At 70.5% G+C, this 26,771-nt stretch carries 4 protein-coding genes; 3 read left to right on the top strand and 1 reads right to left on the bottom strand.

From position 1 onward, the window contains the following. Nucleotides 1-66 precede the first annotated feature (66 nt). From SLUN_RS30555 to SLUN_RS30545, 3 genes are all read left to right on the top strand, one after another. Nucleotides 67-1,083: a helix-turn-helix transcriptional regulator gene (locus SLUN_RS30555; protein ID WP_108153183.1), complete on the top strand. Its 1,017-nt coding sequence runs from the start codon at nucleotides 67-69 to the stop codon at nucleotides 1,081-1,083. A gap of 186 nt (nucleotides 1,084-1,269) precedes the next feature. Further along, nucleotides 1,270-1,626, top strand: coding sequence for a VOC family protein (locus SLUN_RS30550; protein WP_108153182.1), 357 nt, complete (start codon nucleotides 1,270-1,272; stop codon nucleotides 1,624-1,626). Between the two features lie 49 nt (nucleotides 1,627-1,675). Then, nucleotides 1,676-3,205: a helix-turn-helix domain-containing protein gene (locus tag SLUN_RS30545; protein ID WP_108153181.1), complete on the top strand. Its 1,530-nt coding sequence runs from the start codon at nucleotides 1,676-1,678 to the stop codon at nucleotides 3,203-3,205. 196 nt (nucleotides 3,206-3,401) lie between these two features. Here the strand turns inward: SLUN_RS30545 and SLUN_RS30540 are convergent, their stop codons facing one another. After that, nucleotides 3,402-26,771: a hypothetical protein gene (locus tag SLUN_RS30540; protein WP_108153180.1), complete on the bottom strand. Its 23,370-nt coding sequence runs from the start codon at nucleotides 26,769-26,771 to the stop codon at nucleotides 3,402-3,404.

Raw genomic sequence — 26,771 nt, 5'->3', positions numbered from 1 at the left:
GCACGAGACAACAATCGCAAGAGAAGCGGACAGGGTGTGGCCGCTTCTCAGGGGCACTATGGAGTCATGCCGAAATCCTCAGCGCGACTGCTCTCGCTGCTCTCGCTGCTCCAGGCGCGCAGGGACTGGCCCGGGGCGCTACTGGCCGAGCGGCTGGACATCAGCCCGCGCACCGTGCGCCGTGATGTCGACCGCCTGCGCGAGCTCGGCTATCCCATCGTGGCCTTCAAGGGGCCCGACGGTGGGTACCGGCTCGACGCCGGCACGGAGCTGCCCCCGTTGCTGTTCGACGACGAGCAGGCCGTCGCTCTGGCCATCGCACTCCAGATCGCCACCACCACTGGTGCCGGCATCGAGGAGGCCGCGGCGCGCGCGCTGACCACCGTCCGGCAGGTCATGCCCGCACGGCTGCGCCACCGGATCGACACCCTTCAGGTCACCGCCGTCGAGCGGCCCGCGACCCGACCGGACCCACAGGTCGGCAGCAGCGTGCTCATGACGCTCAGCGCCGCCGTCCACGCCCGCGAAGTGCTGCGCTTCGACTACACCCCCGCATCCCCGCCGGGAGCCGGCGACGACCCCGCCGCAACTCCACCACGCCGGGTGCAGCCCCACCACCTCGTCACCTGGGGCGGGCGCTGGTACCTCGTCGCCTGGGACCTCGACCGCGAGGACTGGCGCACCTTCCGCGCCGACCGGATCACCCCGCGCACCCCTACGGGGCCCCGCTTCACCCCGCGCGAACTGCCCGGAGGTGACGTGGCCGCCTTCGTGGCCAGCAGGTTCCAGGGCTCCGACGGCTCTGGCGACTGGCCCTGCCGCGGCGAGGTGATCCTCGACCTGCCCGCCGCCGCCGTGTCCCGCTACACCCGCGACGGAGTCGTCGAGGAACTCGGCCCGAACCGCTGCCGGCTCGTCCTGGGCTCGTGGTCATGGCCCGGCCTGGCCGCCACCCTCGGCAGGTTCGACGCCGACATCGAGGTCGTCGGCCCGGCCGAGCTCAAGGACGCCTTCGCGCACCTGGCCCGCCGCTACGCAAACGCCGCAACCGACGCACCCGCTACGCCGCCCCCGACCCAATGAGCCAAGCGCACGTCGACCGCCGTTCGGGGCGGATGGGCAGCGCGAAGATCTGAGGCGGTGCGGCCGAAAACCCGATCCGTCCGGCGCAGATCAGGTGCGGGCGGCGCGACACGCCCCAAGCGCCGCCTGCGCCCGGACGGCGGCGGCTCGCTTGCCGGGAACCGGCGCCCGACCCAGTATCGGAGCATGTTCAGCGGTGCGCATGTGATCCTCTACAGCCCCGACGCGGATGCCGATCGGACCTTCGTCAAGGACGTGCTCGGATTCGCGCACGTCGACGCCGGGCGCGGGTGGCTCATCTTCAAACTGCCGCCGGCGGAGATCGCCGTACATCCGACGAGCGCCGAGCCGAAGTCGGAGTTCTATCTGATGTGCGACGACCTGGAGCGGACACTGGCCCGGCTCACCGAGCGTGGTGTGGAGATCTCGCAGCCGCCGAGCGAGCAGGGCTGGGGAGTGCTCGCCTCGGTGCGGATGCCGAGCGGAGCCGAACTGCCCCTCTATGAACCGCATCACCCGGTCGCCCACCGGCTGTCACCCTGATGGCTCACCCAAGTGCGATCTCATCTCATATCTGAGATAGCGTGCGGCCATGGCAGACGACTACCTCGTACGCATCGGCAAGCTCATCCGTGACGCCCGTCAGCATCGGGGCTGGACACAGACGCAGTTGGCCGAAGCACTCGGCACCAGCCAGAGTGCGGTGAATCGCATTGAGCGCGGCAACCAGAACATCAGCCTTGAGATGATCGCGCGCATCGGCGAAGCGCTCGACAGCGAGATCGTTTCGCTCGGCTACGCCGGGCCCATGCACCTCCGGGTCGTCGGCAGACGCAGGCTCTCCGGCGCCATCGACGTCAAGACGAGCAAGAACGCCTGTGTGGCACTGCTCTGCGGCTCGCTGCTCAACAAGGGCCGCACGGTGCTGCGCCGGGTGGCCCGTATCGAAGAGGTCTTCCGGCTGCTCGAGGTGCTCAACTCTATCGGGGTGCGCACCCGTTGGATCAACGAGGGCGTGGACCTCGAGATCGTGCCGCCGGCCGAGCTCGACATGGACGCCATCGACGCGGAGGCCGCGCGCCGGACCCGGTCCATCATCATGTTCCTCGGTCCGCTGCTGCACCGGATGGACACCTTCCGGCTTCCGTACGCCGGAGGCTGCGACCTCGGCACGCGGACCATCGAGCCGCACATGATCGCGCTGCGCCGCTTCGGCCTGGACATCACCGCGACGGAGGGGCTCTACCACGCGGTGGTGGAGGGCACGACGTCGCCCGACCGTCCGATCGTGCTGACCGAGCGCGGCGACACGGTGACCGAGAACGCGCTGCTGGCCGCCGCCCGCCACGACGGTGTGACCGTCATCCGCAACGCCTCCTCCAACTACATGGTCCAGGACCTGTGCTTCTTCCTGGAGGCTCTGGGCGTACGGGTGGACGGTGTCGGCACCACCACACTCACCGTGCACGGCATCCCGAACATCGACGTGGACGTCGACTACTCCCCCTCCGAGGACCCGGTCGAGGCGATGAGCCTGCTCGCCGCCGCGGTCGTCACCGAGTCCGAACTCACCATCCGCCGCGTCCCGATCGAGTTCATGGAGATCGAGCTCGCGGTGCTGGAGGAGATGGGCCTCGACCACGACCGCTCCGCGGAGTACGCGGCGGACAACGGCCGCACCCGGCTGGTGGACCTGACGGTCCGGCCCTCCAAGCTGGAGGCGCCGATCGACAAGATCCACCCGATGCCCTTCCCGGGCCTGAACATCGACAATGTGCCGTTCTTCGCGGCGATCGCGGCCGTGGCCCAGGGCAAGACGCTGATCCACGACTGGGTCTACGACAACCGCGCGATCTATCTGACGGACCTCAACCGTCTGGGCGGCCGCCTCCAGCTGCTCGACCCGCACCGCGTCCTGGTCGAGGGCCCGACGCGCTGGCGGGCCGCGGAGATGATGTGCCCGCCGGCGCTGCGGCCGGCCGTGGTGGTGCTGCTCGCGATGATGGCGGCCGAGGGCACGTCCGTACTGCGCAATGTGTATGTCATCAACCGGGGTTACGAGGAGCTGGCGGAGCGGCTGAACTCGGTGGGCGCGCAGATCGAGATCTTCCGCGACATCTGATCAGCGAATGCCGCCGCACCCTATCCAGCGAGTAGCCGGGAGGGATCTCACCTCCCGGCTCTCTCAGAACCGTGCGTGAACCTCTCGATTCACACGGCTCCCATCACCCGGTCGTTCGAGGCCGGAGGATTTTCCCGATAGAACCGGCCGCCCCGATCGTGCGCCAGGAGGCGCGTGCGTCAGAGACACACGCGCCTCAGGTCGTACCGGCCTGCTGGATGCTGTCACCGCTGTTGCCGATGGCGACGTGGGTGGCGATGCGCCGGAAGTCGTTCATCACGCCGAACATGCTCTTGTTGGACGGCAGGAGGGCCTGAAGGGCCTGGAGCGCAGTGGCTCCCGCCAACTGGGCCTGGAACAAGTCTTTGTAGGCGTTGTAGACCCGCGCCGTGTAGTTCGGCTCCTTCGCCGCGTTCGTCCGGTGGTCGTTGGTGAGGGCGATTGAGGCCAAGTCCATCAGATAGCAGTCGATCAGGTCGGTGACGTCCTGGGCCTTGGCACCCTCCTCGCCGGCCTGCGCGTCCTCCGCCAGGATCTTGGCCATTCCCAGGACGATGTCGCGGTAGATCCGGTGCCTTGTGCTGCTGGGGAAGGCGGCCATGATGTGGTCGGCCTGACCCGCACCCTCGGTGTTCATGGTGCGCGGTGTGCTGAGGTCGGCCAGCCCCGGCACGGTCAGCGGGACTCCCTGGAACATCTCCTCCTCGTCGGGGATGTTCGTGTTGCGGGAGGCGAGCGGGTGCAGGCCGATCTCGTGGGCCAGCATGCCCGTGATGTAGCCGATGTCGTACTTCTCGAAGTAATAGCTGGCGAGGTTGATGTCCACGCCGTCATCGTCACGGTCCCTCACGTCGGCCGGGGGCTCCGTCGTCCGCAGGTGCAGGGTGATGCGGCAGGGGCGGGTGCCGATGTACTCCCTGATGGTGTCGTGCTTCCGCAGCAGATCGATGATGCGGATCGCCTTGTCGCGATACTTCTCGTTCGTGTGCGCCAGGTTCGTGAACTCGAAGTTCCCCGACGAGAACGGCACGTAGGCCCTTGCTGGGGCGGTGGGGGTCGCGTTCGGGTCCTGCGGCATACGGGCCGGGACCTCGGTGCCTTCGGTGACTGCCGCGCCGCTGTCGGACGGTCGGGGCAGGGAGACCGGGTCCACCCAGACGGACTCGCGGAGGACCGGCTCGGTAGCGGTGCGGGCGGCGTCCCAGCTCTGCTCGGTGTGCCGCTCGGTGCCCTGTTCGCTGTCCTGCTTGCTCTGAGGTTGCGGGTCGACGTCACCGATCAGCGCACTGAGCAGCGCCAGGTGCCGACCCCGCAGACCGGCGACGGCGAGCGAAGAGTCCTCGGGGCCCGCGTTCAGGTCGCCGAGGAGACTGCCTGGGATGTGCGGGCGGTGCGGGGAGTCGGCGTCACGGTATTCGTCCCGCAGACCGAGCTGGTGGGTCAACTCATGGACCATCTGCACCGGATCGGCGTCCGCCCACCACGTGCTTTGATCCATCGCGCGGTCCCGGCCCACCAGGTCCACAGTCAGGTGCGGAGAGTCCGAGGGGGCGACGTGCTCGACGGTGACATGGAGGCGGTCGCCGTTCGGCAACCGGTAAGCAGGACTGTTGAGGAAATCCCGTACACCTGCGTCGAGTTGATCGGCCACGAGCGTGGTCTGACCCTCCGGGCCCCGTATCGCGAGCCGGACGGTGAGGTCCGTGACCTGCTCGCCCTGGTAGGAGAAGCGGCGCGCGTCGAAGCCCGACCGCACCACGAAGCGGGGGCGGCTGTCGCGCGGACCCCTCAACTGCGGTGTTGCGGGCGGGGCTTGCTGGATGCTCTCCTCGGTCTGCTGACTGTTGTCGGTTGCTTGCGGGAGTCGGGGGCGGGCGTCGTCCGTCGGCGTGGGCGGCTGGATGCTGTCGCCGCGGTTGTTGGTGGCGACGCTTGCGGCCAGTGAGGTGAAGTCCCGCACCACGCCGAACATCCCCTTGTCGGCGGGCAGCAGAGCACGGATTGGGCTGTCCTCAGCCATACGCGCAGCGAACAGCGCCTTGTAGGCGTTGTAGACCTTCGCGGTGTTACCAGGCTCCTTGGCCGCGTTCACCCGATAGTCACTGGTGATCGCGATAGACGCCAGATCCATCAGATAGCAGTCGATCAGGTCCGTGACGTCCCGGAGCTTGGCTCCGGGCACATGCGCCTGCGCGAAGTCCGCCAGCATCTCCGCCATCTTCAGCACGATGTCGCGGTAGATCCCGTGCCTCGTACTGCTGGGGAATGCCGCCATGATGTGGTCGGCCTGACCCGCGTTGTCGGTGTTCATCGTGCGCGGCGTCTTCAGGTCGGCCAGCCCCGGAACCGGCAGAGGGATGCCCCGGAACATCTCCTCCTCATCGGGGATGTCCCGGTTCCGGGAGGCAAGCGGGTGCAGGCCTATCTCGTGGGCCAGCATCCCCATGATGTAGCCGATGTCGTACTTCTCGAAGTAGTAGCTGGCGAGGTTGATCTGGACCCCGTCTTCGCCCAGGTCACGCACGTCGGCCGGGGTCTCGGTCGTGCGCACATGCAGAGTGATCCGGACAGGGCGGCCGCCCACGTACGCCTTGATCGTCGGGTGATCCCTCAGCACATCGACCATCCGCACCGCCTTCGCGCGGTACCGCTCATTCGAACGCTTCAGATTCGTGAACTCGAAGTTCTCCATCACGAAGGGACCCGAATCGGGCTCCGCAGCGGTAGCAGGCGTCGCGTTCGGACCCTGCGGCATACGGGCCGGGACCCCAGTGACTTCAGTGACTTCAGCGACTTCAGCGCGGTCGGTGGACGGTCGGGGCAGGGAGACCGGATCCACCCAGATCGCCTCGCGAAGGACCGGGTCGGTGCCGGTGCGTACCGCGTCCCAGGTCTGCTCGCTGTCGTCCTCCGCGCTTCCCTCCGGCTGCGGGGTTACGTCCCCGATCAGCGCACCCAGCAGCGCCAGGTGCCGGCCACGCAGTCCGGCGACGGCGGGCGAAGAGTCCTCAGGGTCGGCGTTCAAGTCACCGAGCAGGCTCCCCGGGACGTGCGGACGGTGCGGGGAGTCGGCGTCGCGGTACTCGTCCCGCAGGCCGAGCTGGTGTGTCAGCTCATGCACCATCTGCACCGGATCGGCATCCGCCCACCAGGTGTTCTGGTCCATGGTCTGATCCCGGTTGGCCAGGTCCACGGTCAGGTGCGGCGAGCCCGAAGGCGTAACCAGCTCGACGGACACGTGCAGCAGGTCACCGTTCGGCAGCCGGTAACCGGTAACGTTGAGGAACTCGCTGACACCTGACTTGAGCTGGTCGAACACGCGTGAGGCCTGCCCGTCCGTGCCCCGTATCGCAATGCGGACGGTCAGGTCGGTGACCGGATCACCGTCGTACGTGAACCGCCGCGCGTCAAAGCCCGACCGGACCACGAAGCGGGGGCGGCTGTCACGCGGCCCCCTCGGCTGCGATGTGCCGGGGAGCTGCGTCTGGAGCGCGGTGTCGGTGCTCCCCTGCGGAAGCCGGGGACGGGCTTCGCCTGTGACGCTGTCGGCCTGTGCCGAGGTGCCGGCCTGCACCGGAGAAACGGTCTGGATGCTGTCGCCCTGGTTGTTGAACGCGACGCTGCTGCCCAGGCCCAGGAAGTTGCTCGTGACGTTGTACCAGCTCTTGTCGGCCGGCAGCAGACCCCGCACCGGGCTGTCCTGCGCCAACTGCGCTGCGAACTGCGCCTTGTAGGCGTTGTAGACCTTGGCCGTATAACGCGGTTCCCACGCCGCGTCCCTACGCCGGTCGTTGGTGAGCGCGATCGTGGCCAGGTCCATGAGGTAGGTGTCGATCAGGTCCGTGACGTCCGCGGGCTTGGCGCCCTCTTCGCCGCCCTGCGCGTCCTCTGCCAGGACCTTGGCCATGTCGAGCACGATGTCCCGGTAGATGCGGTGCCTGGTACTGCTGGGGAACGCGGCCATGATGTGGTCGGCCTGACCCGCGCCCTCGGTGTTCATCATCCGCGGTGTCTTCAGGTCGGCCAGCCCCGGAACGGTCAACGGCATCCCTGCGAACATGCCTTCCTCGTCAGGAATGTTCGTGTTGCGGGACGCGAGAGGGTGCAGGCCGATCTCATGGGCCAGCATCCCCATGATGTAACCGATGTCGTACTTCTCGAAGTAGTAGCTCGCGAGGTTGATGTCGACACCGGCATCACCACGGTCCGTCACATCGGCCGGAGTCTCCGTCGTCCGCACGTGCAAGGTGATACGGCAGGGGCGATTGCCGATGTAGTCGCGGATGGTGTCGTGCTTCCGCAGCACATCGATGATCCGGACGGCCTTGTCCCGGTACTTCTCCTCCGTGTGCTTCAGGTTGGTGAACTCGAAGTTCCCCGACTTGAAGGGCGTAAGGGTCGGTTCAGCGGCGGCGTTGGCTGGTGTTGCGTTCGGGTCCTGGGGCATGCGAGCCGGGACCTCGATGACTGCCGTGCCGTCGTCAGCCGACCGCGGCAGAGAAACCGGGTCCACCCACACCGACTTCCGGAGGACCGGATCGGTGGCCGTGCGAGCCGCATCCCAACTCTGCTCGCCGTCCTGTCCGCTTGGCTCAGGCTGCGGGGTCACGTCCCCGATCAGCGCACCCAGCAGGGCCAGATGCCGACCCCGCAGACCTGAGGAAACGAGCGAGAAGTCCTCGGGGTCCGCGTTCAGGTCGCCGAGGAGACTGCCCGGGATGTGCGGACGGTGCGGAGAGTCGGCGTCACGGTACTCGTCCCGTAGACCGAGCTGGTGGGTCAGCTCATGCACCATCTGCACCGGGTCGGCGTCCGCCCACCAGGTGTTCTGGTCCATGGTTCGGTCCCGGCCCGCCAGGTCCACGGTCAGGTGCGGGGAGTCCGAGGGGGCGACGTGCTCGACGGTGACGTGGAGGCGGTCGCCGTTCGGCAACCGGTAAGCAGGACTGTTGAGGAAATCCCGTACACCTGCGTCGAGTTGATCGGCCACGAGCGTGGTCTGACCCTCGGGGCCGCCTATCGCGAGCCGGACGGTGAGGTCGGTGACCGGTTCGCCGTCGTGAGTGAACCGCCGCGCGTCGAAGCCCGACCGCACCACGAAACGAGGTCGGCTGTCGCGCGGACCCCTCAACTGGGGCGTGCCGAGCAGGGCTTGCTGGATACTCTCCTCGGTCCCCTGAACGCTGTCGGTTCCTTGCGGGAGCCGGGGGCGGGCCTCTTCCGTCGACATGGGCTGCTGGATGCTGTCGCCGCGGTTGTTGGTGGCGAGACTGGTGGCGAGTTGGGTGAAGTCCCGCACCACGCCGAACATCCCCTTGTCGGCGGGCAGCAGAGCACGGGCGGGGCTGTCCTCGGCCATACTCGCAGCAAACAGCGCCTTGTACGCGTTGTAGACCTTGCCGGTGTTACCGGGCTCCTTGGCCGCGTTCATCCGGTAGTCGCTGGTGATCGCGATGGACGCGAGGTCCATCAAGTAGCAGTCGATGAGGTCGGTGACGTCCTTGGACTTGGCTCCCTCCACGCCGGCCTGCGCGGCCTCGGCCAGCATGTCGGCCATCTTCAGGACGATGTCGCGGTAGATGCCGTGCCGGATGGTACGGGGGTAGGCGGCCATGACGTGGTCGGCCTGGCCCGCCCCCTCGGTGTTCATGAAGCGCGGCGTCCTCAGGTCCGTCAGTCCCGGCACCGGCAGGGGCATACCCCGGTACGCCTCCTCCTGCTCCGGAATCTCCGTGTTGCGCGAGGCGAGGGGGTGCAGGCCGATCTCGTGGGCGAGCATCCCCATGATGTAACCGATGTCGTACTTCTCGAAGTAGTAACTGGCGAGGTTGATGTCGACACCGGCATCCCCGCGGTCCCTCACGTCCGCCGGAGTCTCCGTCGTCCGCAGGTGCAGGGTGATGCGGCAAGGACGGTTGCCGATGTACTCGTTGATCGTCGGGTGATCCCGCAGCAGTTCGATGATGCGGACGGCCTTGTCCCGGTACCTCTCGTTCGTGTGCTTCAGATTGGTGAACTCGAAGTTCCCCGACTTGAAGGGAACGAGGTTCGGTTCGGCGGCAGCGGTGGAGGTCGCGTTCGGGTCCTGCGGCATACGGACCGGGACCTCGGTGACCGCCGTGCCGTCGGTGGACGGTCGGGGCAGGGAGACCGGGTCGACCCACACGGACTCGCGGAGGACCGGGTCGGTGCCGGTACGCACCGCGTCCCAGGTCTGCTCGGTGTCCTCCTCCGCGCCTCCCTCCGGCTGCGGGGTTACGTCCCCGATCAGCGCACCCAGCAGAGCCAGGTGCCGACCCCTCAGTCCGGCGACGGCGAGTGAGGAGTCCTCGGGGTCCGCGTTGAGGTCACCGAGCAGGCTCCCCGGAATGTGCGGACGGTGCGGGGAGTCGGCGTCACGGTACTCGTCCCGCAGACCGAGCTGGTGCGTCAGCTCATGCACCATCTGCACCGGATCGGCATCCGCCCACCAGGTGTTCTGATCCATGGTCTGATCCCGGCCCGCCAGGTCCACGGTCAGGTGCGGAGCGTCGGCCGGGTCGACGTGCTCGACGGTCACGTGCAGCAGGTCACCGTTCGGCAGCCGGTAACCGGGAACGTTGAGGAACTCGCTGACACCCGCGTTGAGTTGGCCGAACACGCGTGAGACCTGCCCGTCCGTGCCCCGTATCGCGATGCGGACAGTCAGGTCGGTGACCGGATCACCGTCGTACGTGAACCGCCGCGCGTCGAACCCGGAACGCACGACGAACCGGGGCCGGTTGTCACGCGGCCCCCTCGGCCGCGATGTGCCGGACGGCCCGCTCTGAAGCCCGGCGTCGGTGCTGCCCTGGGGAAGCCGCGGGCGGGCCTCGCCCGTGTCGCTGCCGCTCGGCGTCGGCGTGCTGGTCTGGATGCTGTCGCCCTGGTTGTTGAACGCGACGCTGCTGCCCAGGCCCAGGAAGTTGCTCGTGACGTTGTACCAGCTCTTGTCAGCCGGCAGCAGACCCCGCACCCGGCTGTCCTGCGCCAACTGCGCTGCGAACTGCGCCTTGTAGGCGTTGTAGACCTTCGCCGTATAACGCGGTTCCCACGCCGCGTCCTTCCGCCGGTCGTTGGTGAGCGCGATCGTGGCCAGGTCCATGAGGTAGGTGTCGATCAGGTCCGTGACGTCCGAGGGCTTGGCGCCCTCCTCCCCCGTTCGCGCATCCTCCGCCAGGACACCGGCCATTTTCAGCACGATGTCGCGGTAGATCCGGTGCCTGGTGCTGCTGGGGAAGGCGGCCATGATGTGGTCGGCCTGACCGGCACCCTCGGTGTTCATGGTCCGTGGCGTCTTCAGGTCCGTCAGTCCCGGAACCGTCAGCGGAACCCCCGCGAACATACCCTCCTCGTCGGGGATGTTCGTGTCCCGCGAGGCCAAGGGGTGCAGGCCGATCTCATGGGCCAGCATCCCCATGATGTAACCGATGTCGTACTTCTCGAAGTAGTAGCTCGCGAGGTTGATGTCGACACCGGCATCCCCACGGTCCGTCACATCGGCCGGAGTCTCCGTCGTACGGAGGTGCAGGGTGATCCGGACAGGGCGGTCGCCGACGTAGTCACGGATCGTGTCGTGCTTCCGGAGCAGCTCGATGATGCGGACCGCCTTGTCGCGGTACCCCTCGTTCGTGTGCTTCAGGTTGGTGAACTCGAAGTTCCCCGACTTGAAGGGGATGAGGACCGGCTCCGGTGCTGCGGGCGTCGTGTTCGGGTTCTGCGGCATACGGGCCGGGACGCCGGTGGTCGCCGTGCGGTCGGTGCCGGTGTCGGTGTCGGTGTCGGTGTCGGTCTGGGGCAGTCTGGGGCGTGCCTCGCCGGTGTTGCCTCCGGCCTGGTCCGGAGCAACGGGTTGCTGGATGCTGTCGCCGCGGTTGTTGGTTCCGACGCTGGTGGCGAGCTGGGCGAAGTCTCCGAGGACGCCGAACCTTCCCTTGTCGGCGGGCAGCAAGGGGCGGACGGGACTGTCCTGGGCGATGTGCTCGGCCAGCTGGGCTTTGTAGGTGTTGTAGACCCTTGCCGTGTAGTTGGGGTCCCTGATCGCCCTCGCCCGGTGGTCGTTGGTGACCGCGATGGAGGCGAGGTCCATCAGGTAGGTGTCGATCAGGTCGGTGACGTCCTGGGACTTGGCGCCCGTCACGCCGACCCGTGCGTGCTGCGCGAGCACCCCGGCCATTTCCAGGACGATGTCGCGGTAGATGCCGTGCCGGATGGTGTGGGGGAAGGCGGCCATGACGTGGTCTTCCTGGCCGGCGCCTTCGGTGTTCATGAAGCGCGGCGTCTTCAGGGTCTCCAGTCCCGGTACCAGCAGGGGCATGCCCCGGTACAGCTCCTCCTCCTCGGGGATCTTCGTGTTGCGGGAGGCGAGGGGGTGCAGGCCGATCTCGTGGGCGAGCATGCCCATGATGTAGCCGATGTCGTACTTCTCGAAGTAGTAACTGGCGAGGTTGATCTGGACGCCGTCGTCGCCCAGGTCGCGCACGTCGGCCGGGGTCTCGGTCGTGCGCACATGCAAGGTGATCCGGACAGGGCGGCCGCCGACGTAGTTCTTGATGGTGCTGTGCTCGTCGAGCAGCTCGACGATCCGGACCGCCTTGTCGACGTACCTCTCCGTCTGGTTCAGGTTGGTGAACTCGAAGTTCCCCAACTTGAAGGGACGGAGGACCGGCTCCGGTGCGGCGGGGGCCGTGTCCGAGTCCTGCTGCATGTGAGCCGGAACCTCGGTGACTGCCGGGCCGTCGGCGGATCGGGGCAGGGAGACCGGGTCGACCCAGATGGACTCGCGGGTTTCCGCAGCGGCGGCGCTCCGGGCCGCCGCCCAGCTCTGGTCGGCCTGGTCGCCGTTCTGCTGAGGCGCTGGGGTCACGTCGCCGATGAGCGCTCCGAGCAGGGCCATGTGCCGGTCGCGCAGGCCGGCGGGGGCGAGGGAGGCGTCTTCGGTAGCTCCGTCGAGGTCGCCCAGCAGGCTGCCGAGGATGTGCGGGCGGTGCGGGGAGTCGGCGTCACGGTACTCGTCCCGCAGACCGAGCTGGTGCGTCAGCTCATGCACCATCTGCACCGGGGCGGCGTCGGACCACCAGGTGGTCTGGTTCATCGCCTGGTCCCGGCCCGCCAGGTTCACGGTCAGGTGCGGCGCATCGGTGGGATCGACGTGCTCGACGGTCACGTGCAGCCGGTCGCCGTTGGGCAGGCGGTAGTCCGGGTCGTTCAGGAACTCGCTCACGCCCGCGTTGAGCTGGTCGAACACGCGCGTGGCCTGGCCGTCCGTGCCCCGCATCGCAATGCGGACGGTGAGGTCGGTGACCGGCTTGCCCTGGTACGAGAACCGCCGGGCGTCGAAGCCTGAACGCACCACGAACCGGGGTCGGCTGTCGCGCGGGAAGCCGCGCGTCGGCGAGGTGGCGGACGGCGCGGTCTGCGGCGCGGGGCCGGTGCCCGCCTCGGGAAGTCTGGGGCGTACCTCGCCGGTGTTGCCTCCGGCCTGGTCCGGAGCAACGGGCTGTTGGATGCTGTCGCCGCGGTTGTTGGTCGCGATGCTGGTGGCGAGCTGGGTGAAGGACCGTGCGACGCCGAACAGGCTCTTGTTCGACGGCAGGAGGTCCCGAAGAGCGGTGTTCTCCGCCAACTGGGCGCGGAGCATCTCCTTGTAGGCGTTGTAGACCTTTGCCGTGTAGTTGGGCTCCTTGACCGCGTTCATCCGGTAGTCGCTGGTGACCGCGATGGAGGCGAGGTCCATCAGGTAGGTGTCGAAGAGGTCGGTGACGTCCTGGGACTTGGCGCCCGTCACGCCGACCCGCGCGTGCTGCGCGAGCACCTTGGCCATCTCTATGACGATGTCGCGGTAGATGCCGTGCCGGATGGTACGGGGGTAGGCGGCCATGATGTGGTCGGCCTGGCCCGCCCCCTCGGTGTTCATGAAGCGCGGCGTCTTCAGGTCCGTCAGTCCCGGCACCGGCAGGGGCATACCCCGGTACGCCTCCTCCTGCTCCGGAATCTCCGTGTTGCGCGAGGCGAGGGGGTGCAGGCCGATCTCGTGGGCCAGCATCCCCATGATGTAACCGATGTCGTACTTCTCGAAGTAATAACTGGCGAGGTTGATCTGGACGCCGTCGTCGCCCAGGTCGCGCACGTCGGCCGGGGTCTCGGTCGTGCGCACATGCAGGGTGATCCGGACAGGGCGGCCGCCGACGTAGTTCTTGATGGTGCTGTGCTCGTCGAGCAGCTCGACGATCCGGACCGCCTTGTCGACGTACCTCTCCGTCTGGTTCAGGTTGGTGAACTCGAAGTTCCCCAACTTGAAGGGACGGAGGACCGGCTCCGGTGCGGCGGGGGCCGTGTCCGAGTCCGCGGGGGCGTCGGAGCCCGCGTCGGTGCCGGACAGCGTGCTCAGCTCGTACGCCTCCTCCTCCAGGAGACCCGCGAGGTCGCTGCCCGTCGGTGACGGGGGCAGCGGAAGGGTGGCCGCGTCCTGGAGGGCCGCGTTCTGCAGAGCCGGGTCCTGCGAGGCCGGATCCGGCACGGGCGGGACCGGCGTAGCAGTGTCGACGGACGTCGTGACCTGTGCCTCGGGCCCCTTCAGCTCGGGCCCCTTCAGCTCGGAACCCTCCAGCACCGGGGCCTTCTGCTCCGGGCCCTTCGGCTCCGGCGCCTCCAAGCCTTTCGGTTCCGGTGCCTTCGACTCCGTGTCCTTGGGCGCGGGAGCCTTCGGCGTGGGTGCAGGCGTGTGCAGGCTCAAGGGGACGAAGTCCCCGCCCCGGCGGCGGAGCCGAAGGTGCGGACCGCTGTCGCCGGACGGGCCGGGGTAGGTGTGGGCGGTTCCGTTCTCCTCGATCAGGGTGACGGTGGTGCCGGTCGAGGCGGCGGCCCACCGGGCCACCGCACGGTCGGCCCCGGGACCCCACGGGGCCTCGGCGAGGTGGCGGCGCAGATGCCCCTCGCGGGCGTCCTGGCTCGGCGCGGGCTCGCCGGGGTGGGTCCGCAGGGGCGGGGGTGTGAAGAGCGAGTCGCGTTCCGCCGAGTCGGCGGGCAGACCGTTCAGACGCATCAGCTGGGCGGGCGTCGCCCCGGCGCGCATGCGCAGCCGTGCCGCCTCCTGGCGGTCCAGTCCGGGCTGCTCCGCTGCCTGTCGCAAGGCCGTGGAGAGCGCGCCGAAAAAGCCGTTGCCGCGGCCGGCGGGGGCGACCTGGGTGTAGGTGGCGCCGTCGGGTGCGGTGAGGACGCCGTCGCGGTCGAGGCGGTAGCGCGGGCCGCTGCTGTCGGCGGGCGGCAGCCAGGGCGGGGTGGCGTGGCTGCGGTGCGCGGGCGGCTGCGCGGACCGCGGCTCCGACCCGGGGCTCGTCGTGGTGTCGGTACCCGAGGTCCCCACGGCCGATGTCCCGGTGTTCGCACCGGTACCGGTCGCGGTCGTCGCGGTCGTCGCAGTTGCCGCGGTCGTACCGGTCGTCACCGCCGCCGGGGCCGGCAACGGGGTGGCGACCGGCGGCGAGGTCCCGGGCGGAAGCGCGGCGTGGAAGAAGCCGTCGGTGGTGAAGAGGACCGGATCGGTGGCCGGGTCGACGGCGGCCGGATCGGTGCCGTGCGGGAGGAAGAGCTGGTCGCGGCCCTCACCGGTCACCACGGTGAGCGGGGTGCCCAGGACGCGGGCGGCGAGGGCGGGCAGCAGGTCGGCTCCGCCGTGATCCCCGGCGCGGCGCTCGGGCCGGGCCGGTTCGCCGTCCGGGCGCTCCGTGCCGCCGTCCTGCAGCGGCTCGCTCGCGAACGGGCGGGACAGGGCCGCGGTGGCCAGCGCCACCCGCTGCGCGGGGGTCGGCCAGTAGGTCTGCGGGAGTCGGCCGAAGACATCGAACTCGGTCTGCTGCGCCGGGGTCAACTGCACACCCGCAGCGTCGAGTTCGTCCTGCGTGAAGGTGTCCTCGGCGTCCAGGGCGAGGGCGTCGAGCAGGTCCCCGTTGCCGTCCTCGCCCAGCTCCCAGGCGAGGCGGTCGCGGGCGGTGCCGATGGCCTCCGCGGTGACCGCCGGGTCGCCGGAGGCGCCCGTGAACCGGTCGGCGAGGTCGGTGCCGAGCAGGTGGGGCAGGCGGCCTCGCGCCTCGGCGGCAGCGAGCAGCGCGTGGAAGAACGAGGCGCCGTCGTGCGGCATGTCGTGCACCTCGCGCACCGTGGCGCCGTCCGGCGAGGTGAGGGTGCGTGGGGCGGAGTCCGTCCCGTCGGTGATGACGTACGGCTCGGGTGCCTCGGAGCGCCAGCCCGGCTCGGCGTACTCCTGCGGCCGGTCCGGCACCGGGACGGAGGCCGAACCCTGGTGGTGCGCGGTGAGGCGGGAGGCGGCCAGGTGCAGCCGGTGGTGGTCCCGGGCGGCGGCGTCGGTGTGCTGCTCCCACCGGTGGACCTCCTGGCGGGCGGCCTGCCAGGCGACGACGGCTGGGGACCAGACCATGTCCTGCGGCAGATCGGTCGGCGGACCGGAGTTGTCGTCGCCGAGCGCGGCCTGTTCCGCCGGGCTCAGGTCGAGCCACGTCTCCCGGGCCCGCGCCCGTGCGTCGTAGTAACCCTTCTCGGCCGCGGCGAGGTCGCCCGCCGCCTTGGACAGGTCGTCCCAGGCCGCGAGGACCTCGTCGGGGAACGTGGTGTCGTCCAGGAGGCCGTAGTCGCGGGCGATGTCCTCGCGCAGCCAGACCAGGGCGGTGGTCTCGGCCTCGGCGGCGCGCGGCCCGCGCTTGGCCTTGCCGAGCGCGTACAGCGGGCGGCTGTCGGTGATGCGGTGGTCCGCCTCGGCCACGGACAGCCAGCTCACCGGCAGCGCGAAGAGCATGCTCCGGTCGGTGACGACCTTGAGGTGGGTGCCGAGGGTGGTGTCCGCGGTGCCCTTGAGCACGGTGCCGTCGTTCGAGCCACCGATCGGGACCGTGGCGCCCGGGTTGGTCACACCCGCGTTGCTGTTGCCCGCCATCGGCGCGGTGCCCACGGCGCCCTCGACGTTGTCGGTGATGCCGGCCTCCAGCGCGTCGGAGGTCTTCGCCCGTTGCATGGCCTCCATGCGCGGCTTGTTCTCCACAGCGAGCAGGCGGGCGCCACGGCGGTGCATCTTCGCGTAGAGGCGGGAGTCCGCGGTGTGGTACTGCCCGAAGAGGCGCGCGGAGGCCTGGGCGGGCAGCGGTGAGCCGTTCGCGCCGAGCGCCTCGCGGAAACCGGCGGTCAGACCGCCCTGCGCGGTGGCCTCCTGCTGGGCCTGGGCGGCGGCGGTGCCGAGGCCGGTGAGCGGGGTCTGGCGGGCCATGCGCACGCGTGAGCCGAGGACCTTGCCTGTGTGCCGTTTGCCGAGGTCGCTGTCGCCGAGGCCGTCGGCGCGCGCGGTGGCGAGGGTCAGGGCGTCCTGCACGTTGGCGGCGCCGCGGATGTCCACGGCGAGGATGCCGGAGCCGATCCGGTCGTCGAAGGGCAGGATGTCCGGGTCGGCGCCACCGGTGCCGTCCCCGGCGGCGGAGGTGCGCCAGGCGGCGATGCCCTCCGGGCGGGCCTGGGCGGCGGTCAGCATCTTCACCGCGCGTTCGGGTTCCGGCACGTCCTGCTCGGTGAGCGCGCCGTCGGCGCCGTCGCCGTCCGGGGTCAGCAGGTTCGCCGGGAGGATCTCATTGAGGCTTCCGACCGGGGTGTTGACGCCCGGGGTGAGCGGATCACCGGTCGCGTCCGTCATGGTGACGGTCAGGACGTAGCTGGTGACGATCTCGGCGTGCGCCTGGGTGGTGGCGATGTTCGGCATCGCGGTGGTGCCGGCGGTCCGGGTCCGGGTGCTCGACCGCTGCTTGGCCGCGGTGCCCTGGAGCGAGGGGTTGGCGACGAAAATGCCGCTCTCCGCCGCGCGCTGACCGGCGCTGAGCGTCACGTCGGCGCCGCGGTCCTGGGAGGTGCCGTCGGCGTCGTCGCGGGCGATGGTGCGGTAGTCCTCCAGCTCGTAGCCGGTACGCAGCCTGTCCACGGTGGTGGTGACCGGAGTCAGCTTGAATTGGACCTGTCCGGGGCTGCCGCCGACCGGCAGGTGGTGCGGGCTGGACCAGGCGCGGTAGCGGACCGGCAGGTTCATCCCGTCGGTCGTCAGCTCGTGCAGGTGGCCGCGGAGGAAGTCCGGGGAGAGCCGCTGGAGGACCTGCTCCCGGTCGTGCGAGGGCACCCCGATCTTCTCCAGCTGCCCCATCAGCTGCTGTGCCGCAGGGCCGGCGTCGAGTTGGCCGCTGGGGTGGGTGGGGAAGCGGCGGTTGCGCAGGTAGGGGGGCACTCGGTAGCCGCCGCCGAGGTTGTGCGGGGTGGTGATGCCCAGGCCGTCCCGGGCGAGCCCGGCCTCGATGACGTCCTGCATCGGGAGGTGGAACATCACCGCGTCACGGATGCGCTGGAGCGCGGCGGCGGCCCGGCGTGGGGCGAGACTGTCGCCGAGGCGCTCGGAGAACCGGCCGGCCGCGGAGCTGATACGGGCGCCGGCGCGGGTGCCCACCGTGCCCATCGCGGCCGTCCAGCGGTCCCGTACCGCGACGGTCTCGGCGGCGTCGGCGACCACCAGGTACATGCGCCCGGCGAAGGTGAGGGTGGTGTTGCGTCCCCGGGTGAGGGTCTGCGAGACGCTGCGGCCCTTGCCCCAGGCGTACTGCAGGGCGGTCGAGTAGGAGCCGACCACCGCCGACTGGCCCGGGGCCTGCTGCAGCGGCATGTCGGCACCCTGGAGGCCGACGGTGGTACGGGAGACGGTGCTCGTGCTGCCGGCGACGCGGTGCTCGTTGCCGATGGTGGCCTCGAGGCTGGCCGGCTTCGGGTCGCTCTTGACCCGGAAGTTGCCCAGTTCGCCGCGGACCGCCGCCTTGAGGTAATGGGTACGGAACGGTCCGGCGCCGTTGAGTCCGGCGACGCGGGAACCGAACGGGCCCAGATACTGGCCGAGTTGCCCGGCCACGCTGAGGTTGGCCATCGCCCGGCGCAGCGCGGTGCGCACCGGGGCGCCGGGTGCGCTGACGTGCCAGGAGGTGCCCGAGGCACGGTCGGCGGTGTCCTGCATGAGCTGCTGGCGCTGCGGGCCGCCCTCGGCGCTCAGCACCACGTGCGGAACGCTCAGCAGTTTCTTAGTGAGCTGCCGGTCGGGCGAGTCCGTCCTGGGCAGCGGGCGGGTGCCGTCGAGGAGTTGGTCCGCCTCGGTGGAGGAGAGCTGCTGCGGTACGGCCGCGGTCGCCGGTGCCGGCCCGGTGGGCGGCGGGTCGGCGGGGGCGTGGCGGTCGGAGCCGTGCGCGGCGGGCACGGCCAGCTCCACCCGGCCCACGGTCTCGTTGCCCCGGGTGAACAGTGGCCGTTCCTCGACCTTGCTGACGAAGACGCCCGCGCCGAGCAGGCCGACCGAGGCGAGCCGGGCCCAGCCGCGCGGGCGGCGGTGGCCCTCGAAGGAGGCACCCAGCTCCACCTGGTAGCTGTAGAGGTCGGCGCCGGTCTGGAACGTCAGCTGGTCGTGGGCCACCGCGACCGTGTTCCTGGTGGCCTTCTGGTCGGTCTTGGCGTGACGGACCCCGACTGTCACGTTGCCGGCCTGACGGGGCAGCCCGACGCCGGGCACCTTGTTGTGGTCGCGGGGCGAGACGCCCAGCTCGACACCTCCGGAGAGGGTGAGGGACGCCTGCTGCCCCTGGCCCGAGACCTCGGTGCCGATCACCGCGTTGCGCAGCGAGCGCTCGCTCATGGTGGTCTCGAACTGCCGGTCGGTGAGGCGTGCCCGGAGGATGAGCGTGTGGTGGCCGCGGCGCACCTTGCCGTCCTCGGTGAGGGTGACCGGCACCCCGGTGGTGGTCAGGTCGTCCAGGCTCTGCGCCAGGCTGGGCCGGTTCATCGCCTCGCGCACCTGGCGGTCGTTGTGCAGCGCGGTCCGCATCCGCCCGTCGCCGTACCAGAACTTGGCAAGCCGCGGGTGCCGCAGCATCAGCGGCGGGACGAACAGCGACGGGTAGGAGCGGTGCAGCGTGTCCAGGACGGCGTCCGCGAAGGCCCGCATGGGGTCCTGGGGGACGGGCTGCTGAGCCTGCGGCTGCTGCTGACTCTGGCTTTGCCCCTGCGGCTGGCTCTGGGGCTGGGGCTGAGGCTGAGGCTGAGGCTGAGGCTGGGTCTGGGGCTGTACCTGAGATTGGGGCTGGGGCTGGGTCTGAGGCTGGGGCTGGGACTGCGACTGCACCTGGGTCTGCGGGCGGACGGGGCGGAAGCCCTCGGCGCGGACCTGACCGCTCAGGTGGACCGGGTCCTCTCGGGTGAGGTACCACGGCACCGGCGGCTCGGCGTCCGGGTTGGGGCCCGCCTGGCCGGGCGTGCGGCTGTCCCAGCCCGCGAGGCGTCGGGCGTCCTGGGTGGAGATCCAGTCCAGGCTGACCACCCGGACCGGGCGGGCGGCCGACGGCGGTTCGCCGGGCTTGCGCACCATCAGGGTGCGCTCCACCCGGTACAGGGCGATCGGGTGGTTGCGGACCCGGCCGGTGGTCTTCCGGGCCGCGTCGACGCCGAGGTAGTGGCCGCGCCCGGCGCTGAGGTCCGCGCGGACCAACGGGCCGCCCTGGAGGCGCACATCGGTCTCCGCGCCGAGGAGGGTGTAGTTCGGCCCGGCGGTGACCTGGACGCCCAGGCGGGTGTCACGGACGTGGCCGCGCTCGTTCTGGTAAGTGGTCTGGGTGAGGTCGCGCAACTCCGCCTTGACCGACTCGGTGACCAGCGTGGCCCGGTGCGGCACCGAGCGCTCCACGATCAGGTGCCCCAGCGGGTGCTGTCCGCTGCCCCGGGTCAGCTCGGGCCCGGTGACCGGCCCGGAGAACCGGCCGAACAGGGCGAGCAGCCGCCCCGGACGAACGTACGAGACCAGGGTGCGGTGCGCCGAACTCCCTGGCCGCGCCCCGGAGATGGCCAACGCCATGTCCTCCGGCGGATCCGTCAGGTGCAGCCCGGTGGTGTCGGTGATCCGCGGCTCGACCCCGTCCGGGAAAGTGAGCGTCTTCGGTGCCCGCTGCGGTCCCTTGTAGGGCACGGTGAGGTCGTCCGGCAGCCGCCAGCTCAGCCCGTCGCGCATCGCGAACTCCGCGGAGTGCACTTGCGTACGCTGCCAATGGGGTTTCGGCAGCGGCGTGTTGGGCTGGTTGCCCGGGGTACTGCCCCGGCCGGACGAATTGTCGGGGCCGGTGGTCTTCGGTGCCTCGGTGACGCGGTCCACCCGCACCCGGTAGTGGACGTCGTCCAGGTGCAGGTGCGAGCCCTCGTGGGCGCGCCACTCGGACTGGTTGTACGCCTGGGTGCCCTGGGCGTAGTCGGTCCTGCGGGTCCAGCCCAGCGAAACACCGATCTTCAGCAGCCAGTTGAGCGGCGGGCCCATGCTCAGCCCTCCGGCGATCCGGCGCCCGAAGCCGACGCTGCGCCCGCCGCCCGTACCGGCCTGGCCGCGTCGCATGGTGTCCAGCCGGACGGTGCCGCCGTTCACGTCGGAGAAGCGCTCCCAGCGGTGGTACGGGATGGCCTCGACCGTCATCTCGTGGCCGACGCCGGACTTCTCCCGGCCCACGAAGCGCGCGCCGCGCGGGGCGGTGAAGGCGCCGGGCTGCTCGGTCAGCAGGCGCAGCAGCTCCGCCTCGTCGAACTGGGCGCGCAGCTTCTTCGGCAGCTTGCTCAGGATCTCCTCGGCCACCTGCTCGGGCGAGCGCAGGGTCGTCTTGCCGGGGCCGGTGAAGAGTCCGGTGGGGCGACCGCGCGGGGTGCCGTCCGGCCGACCGGCCGGGGTGCCGTCACCCGGGTCGGCGTCCGGATGGATCAGAATCGTGGGCAGCCGGCTGCCGTCCTCGAAGGTGACGGTGGTCGGTACCGGGCCTGGCGGCCGGGCGTCCTGGCCGGTCAGCAGCCGGGCCGGGCGATGCCGTTCGAGCTGGGTCTCCAGCGGTACCGGGTCACCCCGGTCGGGGGCCCCCTCGGTTTCGGGCCCGTCGAGGTCGGTGACCCCGCCCATGCTGCGCAGCCACTCCCCGAAGGGGTCGGAGCCGTCCGGGTCCGGGGTGGCCGGGTCCTGAGTGGTGGCCGGATCCTGTGTGGTGGTCGTGTTCGGGTCCGGGGTGGTGTTCGGGTCCGGTACGGGGGTGAGCGGCGCCGAGGCCGGGACCAGGGCGTCGTAGTGGTCGGTGCCGTTGTAGGCCAGGTGCAGGGCGCCGCCCTGGCCGCCCGGGTTGAGGGTGTTGACGAAGGTGGTCCCCGGCGACCGCGGGTCGGGCTGGACGAGCCGCAGATCGAGGTCGAGGGTGTGTGCCAGTGCTTCCGGGAGCTGGTCGGCGAAGGGAGAAGCCCACAGTGCCGGGAGCTCGGCCGCCGCGCCGACGAGTTCCTTGGCGCCGAGCCGCCACGCGTCGGCGGGGGTGGGCGCCACGTCTGCGAGGTGCGGGTAGTCGCTCTCCCGGAGGATCCGCTGCCATTCGCCGGCGTCGCCGCCGGTGACGACATCCTGCGCGATCCGGTTCCAGAGCTGGGTGATCCGGCTCCGCTCGGCCGGGTCCTGCGCCCCGGCGACGGCGCGCATCCGCAGGTCGTCCACCACGGAGAACACCGGGTCCGGGATCGCCAGGGCCACGGCGTCGCCCAGTTCGGACTCGGTGATCCGGTCGCTCAGCAGACGGCGCAGGCCGGCGACGTTCCGTGCGGCCCACGCGGGTGGTACGGCCTGGCTGCGCGCACTGTCGAGCGCCGCCCGGAAGAGGCAGTTTCCGCCGCCCGGGGTGTCCAGTCGCCGGAAGGACAGGCCGTCCGCGTTCACGGTGTCCGCCGTGCCGGGCGTGGCCTTGCTGAGGAGGGTCATGTCCTCGGCGAGGCTCTCCGGGCGGCTCGACGCGGGCGCCAGGTCGGGCCTGCGGCGGGCGAGTTCGGCGGTGTCCTCGGAGCTCAGGCCCAGTTCGGACAGTGGCAGCGGGGTGCTGGAGAGCGACCAGGTGATCTGCGCAGAGGGCGCGTAGGAGAGACCGCGCGCGTCCTCCGGCGACACGAGGGTGGTGGGCGGGAGCGCGGGCGGCGGCGGGGGCAGCAGGGCGTCGAGCGTGGTGTCGGGCCTTGCGGTGGAACGCAACTCGGCTGCGGCGCGCAGGAATTCGGTGTACTGCTCGACCGTGGGATCGGCGCCCGGATCGGTGGTGGTGCCGCTCTTCGCACCGCCCCGGTCGACGACCATCCGGCGCAGCAGGTCCGGGGTCATCCGGCCGTCGCCGTAGCGGGCCGCGGTGTCCGGGCTGAGCCAGCGCAGATTGTCCACGAAGGCGAGTCCGGCGAGCAACTCCCTGTTCTCCGGCCCCTGTTCGGCATCCGGGCCGAGGGCCTCGCGCAGCGCGCGGATCTGCTGGAGGGTACGGGCCCGGGCGAAGGCGTCGGCCGGTTCGGGGCCCGCGTGCAGGCCGGCGTCGCGCGCCAGATCGTCCAGGTCAACACCGCTGGGCTCAGGGGTGAAGAGCCGCCACCCTCCCGGCCCGTCCGAGCCCTCGGTGAGCACCGCGCGTACGGTGCCGTCCCTGTCCCGGGCGGTGCCCACCTCGGTGGTCGGCGCGTACACCTGCCGCCCGGTCCGGTTCGCCACGTGCTGTGCCACCGGCAGGCCCGCCACCTGCGGCTGCCGCCCGGTCTCGCAGGAGAACAGCACCAGTGGCCGGTCCTGATCGCCGTCCTGCGCCCAGGACTTGAGCACCTCGCCGAGCTGTACGCCGCTGACCTTCACGGTGGGTCGCGCCGCGTTCTCGGTACCGAGAGTGACGGTACGGGAGGTGCCGTGCACCGCGAGGTAGTCGGCGCCGCGCTCGGTGCCCGACCCGGGGAGCGCGGTCGGCGGGCCGGTGAACACGGTACGGCGGGCGGGCGGGTCCGCGACGGTCCCCGGGGCCGGTTGAGCGGAAGTGGTGCGCACGCCGCGGAAGGTGTCCTGGCCCAGCAGCGCGCGACGCCCCGCGCTGTGCGCCTTCCCGTCCTCGGCCGGGCCCTGCGAGATGGTCAACGTCTGTACGGCGCGCCCCGGTTCAGGCTTGGCAGTCGCGTTCGGCACCCAGCGACGCAGCTGCGCGACGGGCACCGTGTGGCCGTCCAGGGTGGTGACGAGCGGCTCGCCCGAGGGCCGTGCAGGACCGTTTCCGTTGTCGGCGGTAGCGCCGCTGTTCGCGGGCCGCACGACGATCCGCCCCGTGGGCGGGGGCGCCACGGGGAGCGCCACAGGGGGTGGCGCCGGGGAGTTGTCCGACCTGGTGGGCGGCGGCGGGGGCGGGGTGCCGCCGTTCCCGGGCCCGCGACCGCCGCCGGGGCGGTGTCCGCCGACTCCGTTGTTGTTGCTGTCGCCGCTGCTGTTGCTGTTGCTGTTGCCCGACTCCAGGTACAGGTCGGTGGCCGTGTCGGTCCAAGGCCGGGACAGGGTGGCCAGCTTGGCCGCGGCGGGCAGGCCGGCGGCCGTGGAGTCCGGGCCGGCTCCATTGCCATCCACGAAAGACGTCGCGCCCGAGACCACCTTCGGGCGCGTAGCCGGGGCGATGACCGGGTCGCTGTCGGTGGTCGCGGTGCTCTGCGTGGCGGGGCCGGAGGTGGTGGCAGGGGCCGGTCCGAGGGCGTCGGCGAGCGGCAGCAGCACGTCCGCGCCGGGGAACGCGGCGTCCGAGGTATCGGGAGTGCCGTCCGGCATCACGGCAGTCGGGGGGCCGGTGAGCGGGCGGACCCGGACCGGGGCACCCGGGCCCTCGCGGGTCAGCTCGACGGCGGCACGTACCGGACGCCCCGCTCCGTCCGGCGTGACCGACGGCCCGAGCACGACCGCCCGGTCGACCCCGGCCCCGTCCAACAGCTCGGCCGCTTCCGGCGTCCCCTCCCCCGGCGGCGGCACCTCCGAGACGACGATCGTCAACGGCGGTGACTGGCTGGGCGAGAGGCCCCCGGCCGGGGCAGGACCGGCCTTGACGTCGCTCAGGCCGCCGACGTCTCGTGCATCGCCGACATCGCGTACGTCGCCCGTGTCGGCGTACGAGCCGGTGGTGCCCACCTTCGGCGGGGCGGTGGTGATGTCGGGGGCCGGGGTGGGGTCGCTTTCGGTGGAGCCCGAAGTGCTGTTGCTCTCGCCCGAGTTGACGGCCTCCGGCGAGGATGTGGTCGCCGGTGGCGTGCTGGTCTCCGGCAGCGGGCTGATCTCCGAAGGAGAGGAGGTTTCCGAAGAAGTACCAGTCTCCGGCGACTGCGAGATCTGCGAGGCGTCGTCGGTCGTGGTCCGGGAGCCGTCCGCCGGGGCCGTGCCGTCCGGGTCACGGGTGCCCTGCGTGCTCTGGGGCTGCGCGGCGGAGGGGGTCTGGGTGCCTCCGGCGGCGGGTACGCCACCCGGTCGGGCGCCCGAGCCTGAGCCGGTGTTCGAGCCCGAGCCTGAGCCGGTGCTCGTGCCCGGCGCGGCGGAGGTGGTGGGGCTGTTGGAGGCGACGGGACCGCCCCCCTGCCCCGGCACCGGAGCCGTACGGTCGTCCTGCGAGACCACCTCGTCCGGAGAGTTCTGGACGGTGCTCTCCGGGGAACCCACGACCGAGTTGTCCGGCGATGCCTCGGACGCGACACCGTCCCGGTCGCCGGTGACGACGGTGTTGTCGGCGCTGTTGGTGTTGTCGACCCGCACGTCCGTGTCGAGGTCCACCGCCGGGTCGGCGTTGTTCCCGGCGGAACCGGGAGCGGAGTTGCCCGTGGAGCCGTTGCCGAACGTGCCCGTGGTGATCGGGGAGTCCACCGTGACCGGCGTGCCGAAGCTGTCGAGGGCGCGGCGGATCTCGTCAGTGTCGACCTGCGCGGCGGGGCTGCTCCCGGCTGGCACGACCCGGACCTCGGGTACCTGTGACAGGTTGCTGTGCAGGCTGTCGCGGACACCGATCTCGGTGCTGCCGGGCGGCTGGGAGCCGCGCAGGGCGGCGAGGTCGCGCAGCGCCTGCTCGCGGACCTCGGCGGGACCGTTGTGGACCTGCTGCCACAGCTCGTTCTCGGCGGCGGTCACGGGCAGCGGGCCCGGGGAGTACGGCGGCGGGTCCAGGGTGGTGTACGGCGGCGGGGCCTCGGTGGAGTAGGGCGGAGGCGACTGGCTGCCGGTGAAGTCCCCCTGGCCGGTGTTCTGTTGCGTGACGCGCGGAGGCGAGTTGCGCGTGGAGCCGGTGCCGCCCGAGGAGTCCGTACGCGGGGGACCGTCGGTACCGCCGGTACGGTCGGAGCCGTCGCCGTCGCGAGAACGCGTGGACCCGTCGGAGTCCCGCGTGTCGGAGTCGCTGTTGCCTCCGGAGACGGTGGGCGGCGGCTGCATGCGCAACTTGTCAATGGCGTGGCGCAGTTCGGCGCCGCTGTTCAGGGCGGTGTCGGTGAGCGTGGCCTCCACTTGGCTGCTGATGCCCGCGCCGACGAAGGTGGACCAGCTGGTGGACCAGTCGCCGTCGAAGGCACCCTTGATCAGGATTTCGGCGAGCGCCTCGCCGGAGCCGGCGGCGAGGAAGTCGGCCGTCCCCTTGAGCCCGTAGTGCCCGGCCAGCGCGCCCGGCCGGTCGGCGTTGTTGCGCAGGATCTGGTTGTTGCGCCACAGGTTGGTGTTGTTCCGGAAGGAGAGCGGGTTGTTCCGGAAGGTGGTCGGCGTGTTGTTCGTGAGGTTGGGGCCGTTCCCGTACGGGCTGGGGTCCGGGCGGTCCTTCGGGGTGTTGTCGCGGGGGTTCGGGGTGGGGTCGGGGTTCGGCTTGGGGTTCGGGCCGTTGTTCTTGAAGTCGAGGTTCGGGGGGTTCTTGAGGTTGGGGTTGTTCTTGAAGTTGAGGTCCGGGCCGTTCTTGAGGAAGTTGTTGTCGTAGCTCTTGACGATGTTCTTCGCGAAGTCGTCGAAAATGCTGGTGAGGAAGCCTGCGGCGGCGCCGAACGCGGCCGACTTGAGGATGTCGTTCCAGTCGAAGCCGTCGGGGCGGCGGCCGTTGGGGGCGAAGTTCATCATCGCCAGCCGCACCGCGAAGGTGGTGAACGCCTCGGCGAACGCCTCGGTCAGCGAGGGCGCGATGTGCAGCCGCTGGAGCAGGTGGCTGAGGGTGGCGAGGATCATGAACCGGCTGCGCAGCTTGGCCATCATGATCTGGCTGGCCGACGCGCCACCGGTGAAGAAGGACATCGCCAGGTAGATGGCGATCTCGATGAGCAGCCGGATGACCTCGGCGATGACCTGCCATTTGGACTCCATGATGTCCATGGAGGTCTTGCGCCGGCCTTCGGCGATCTTGTCGAGTTGCTCGGCGAAATCGCGCAGGTAGTTCTTGCCGCCGTCGTCGATGAGCATGCCCATCGCCTTGGCGTACGACTTGGAGAGGTCGTCGGGCATGACCTCGGCGATGTCGTGGATGGACTTCTCGATCAGCGACGACATCCTGTCGAGCTTGCGGCCCAGACCGGAGTACGGCCGGCGGCTCTCGTAGGCGAGGTCCTCGTCCGCGTCGATGAGCTTCTCCCCGGTGAGGATGAAGATCATCGCGTTGACCTCGGGCGATGCCATCATGCTCAT

Source organism: Streptomyces lunaelactis (assembly GCF_003054555.1).
Lineage (GTDB): Bacteria > Actinomycetota > Actinomycetes > Streptomycetales > Streptomycetaceae > Streptomyces > Streptomyces lunaelactis.
The sequence above is the reverse complement of the archived record's forward strand: the minus strand, read 5'-3'. Positions and strand labels throughout refer to the sequence as shown.

What these genes read in the sequence shown, in the direction of transcription:
- SLUN_RS30555 (WP_108153183.1), top strand. Translation starts at nt 67, where the DNA reads ATGCCGAAATCCTCAGCGCGACTGCTCTCGCTGCTCTCGCTGCTCCAG.
- SLUN_RS30545 (WP_108153181.1), top strand. Translation starts at nt 1,676, where the DNA reads ATGGCAGACGACTACCTCGTACGCATCGGCAAGCTCATCCGTGACGCC.
- SLUN_RS30540 (WP_108153180.1), bottom strand. Translation starts at nt 26,771, where the DNA reads ATGAGCATGATGGCATCGCCCGAGGTCAACGCGATGATCTTCATCCTC.
- SLUN_RS30550 (WP_108153182.1), top strand. Translation starts at nt 1,270, where the DNA reads ATGTTCAGCGGTGCGCATGTGATCCTCTACAGCCCCGACGCGGATGCC.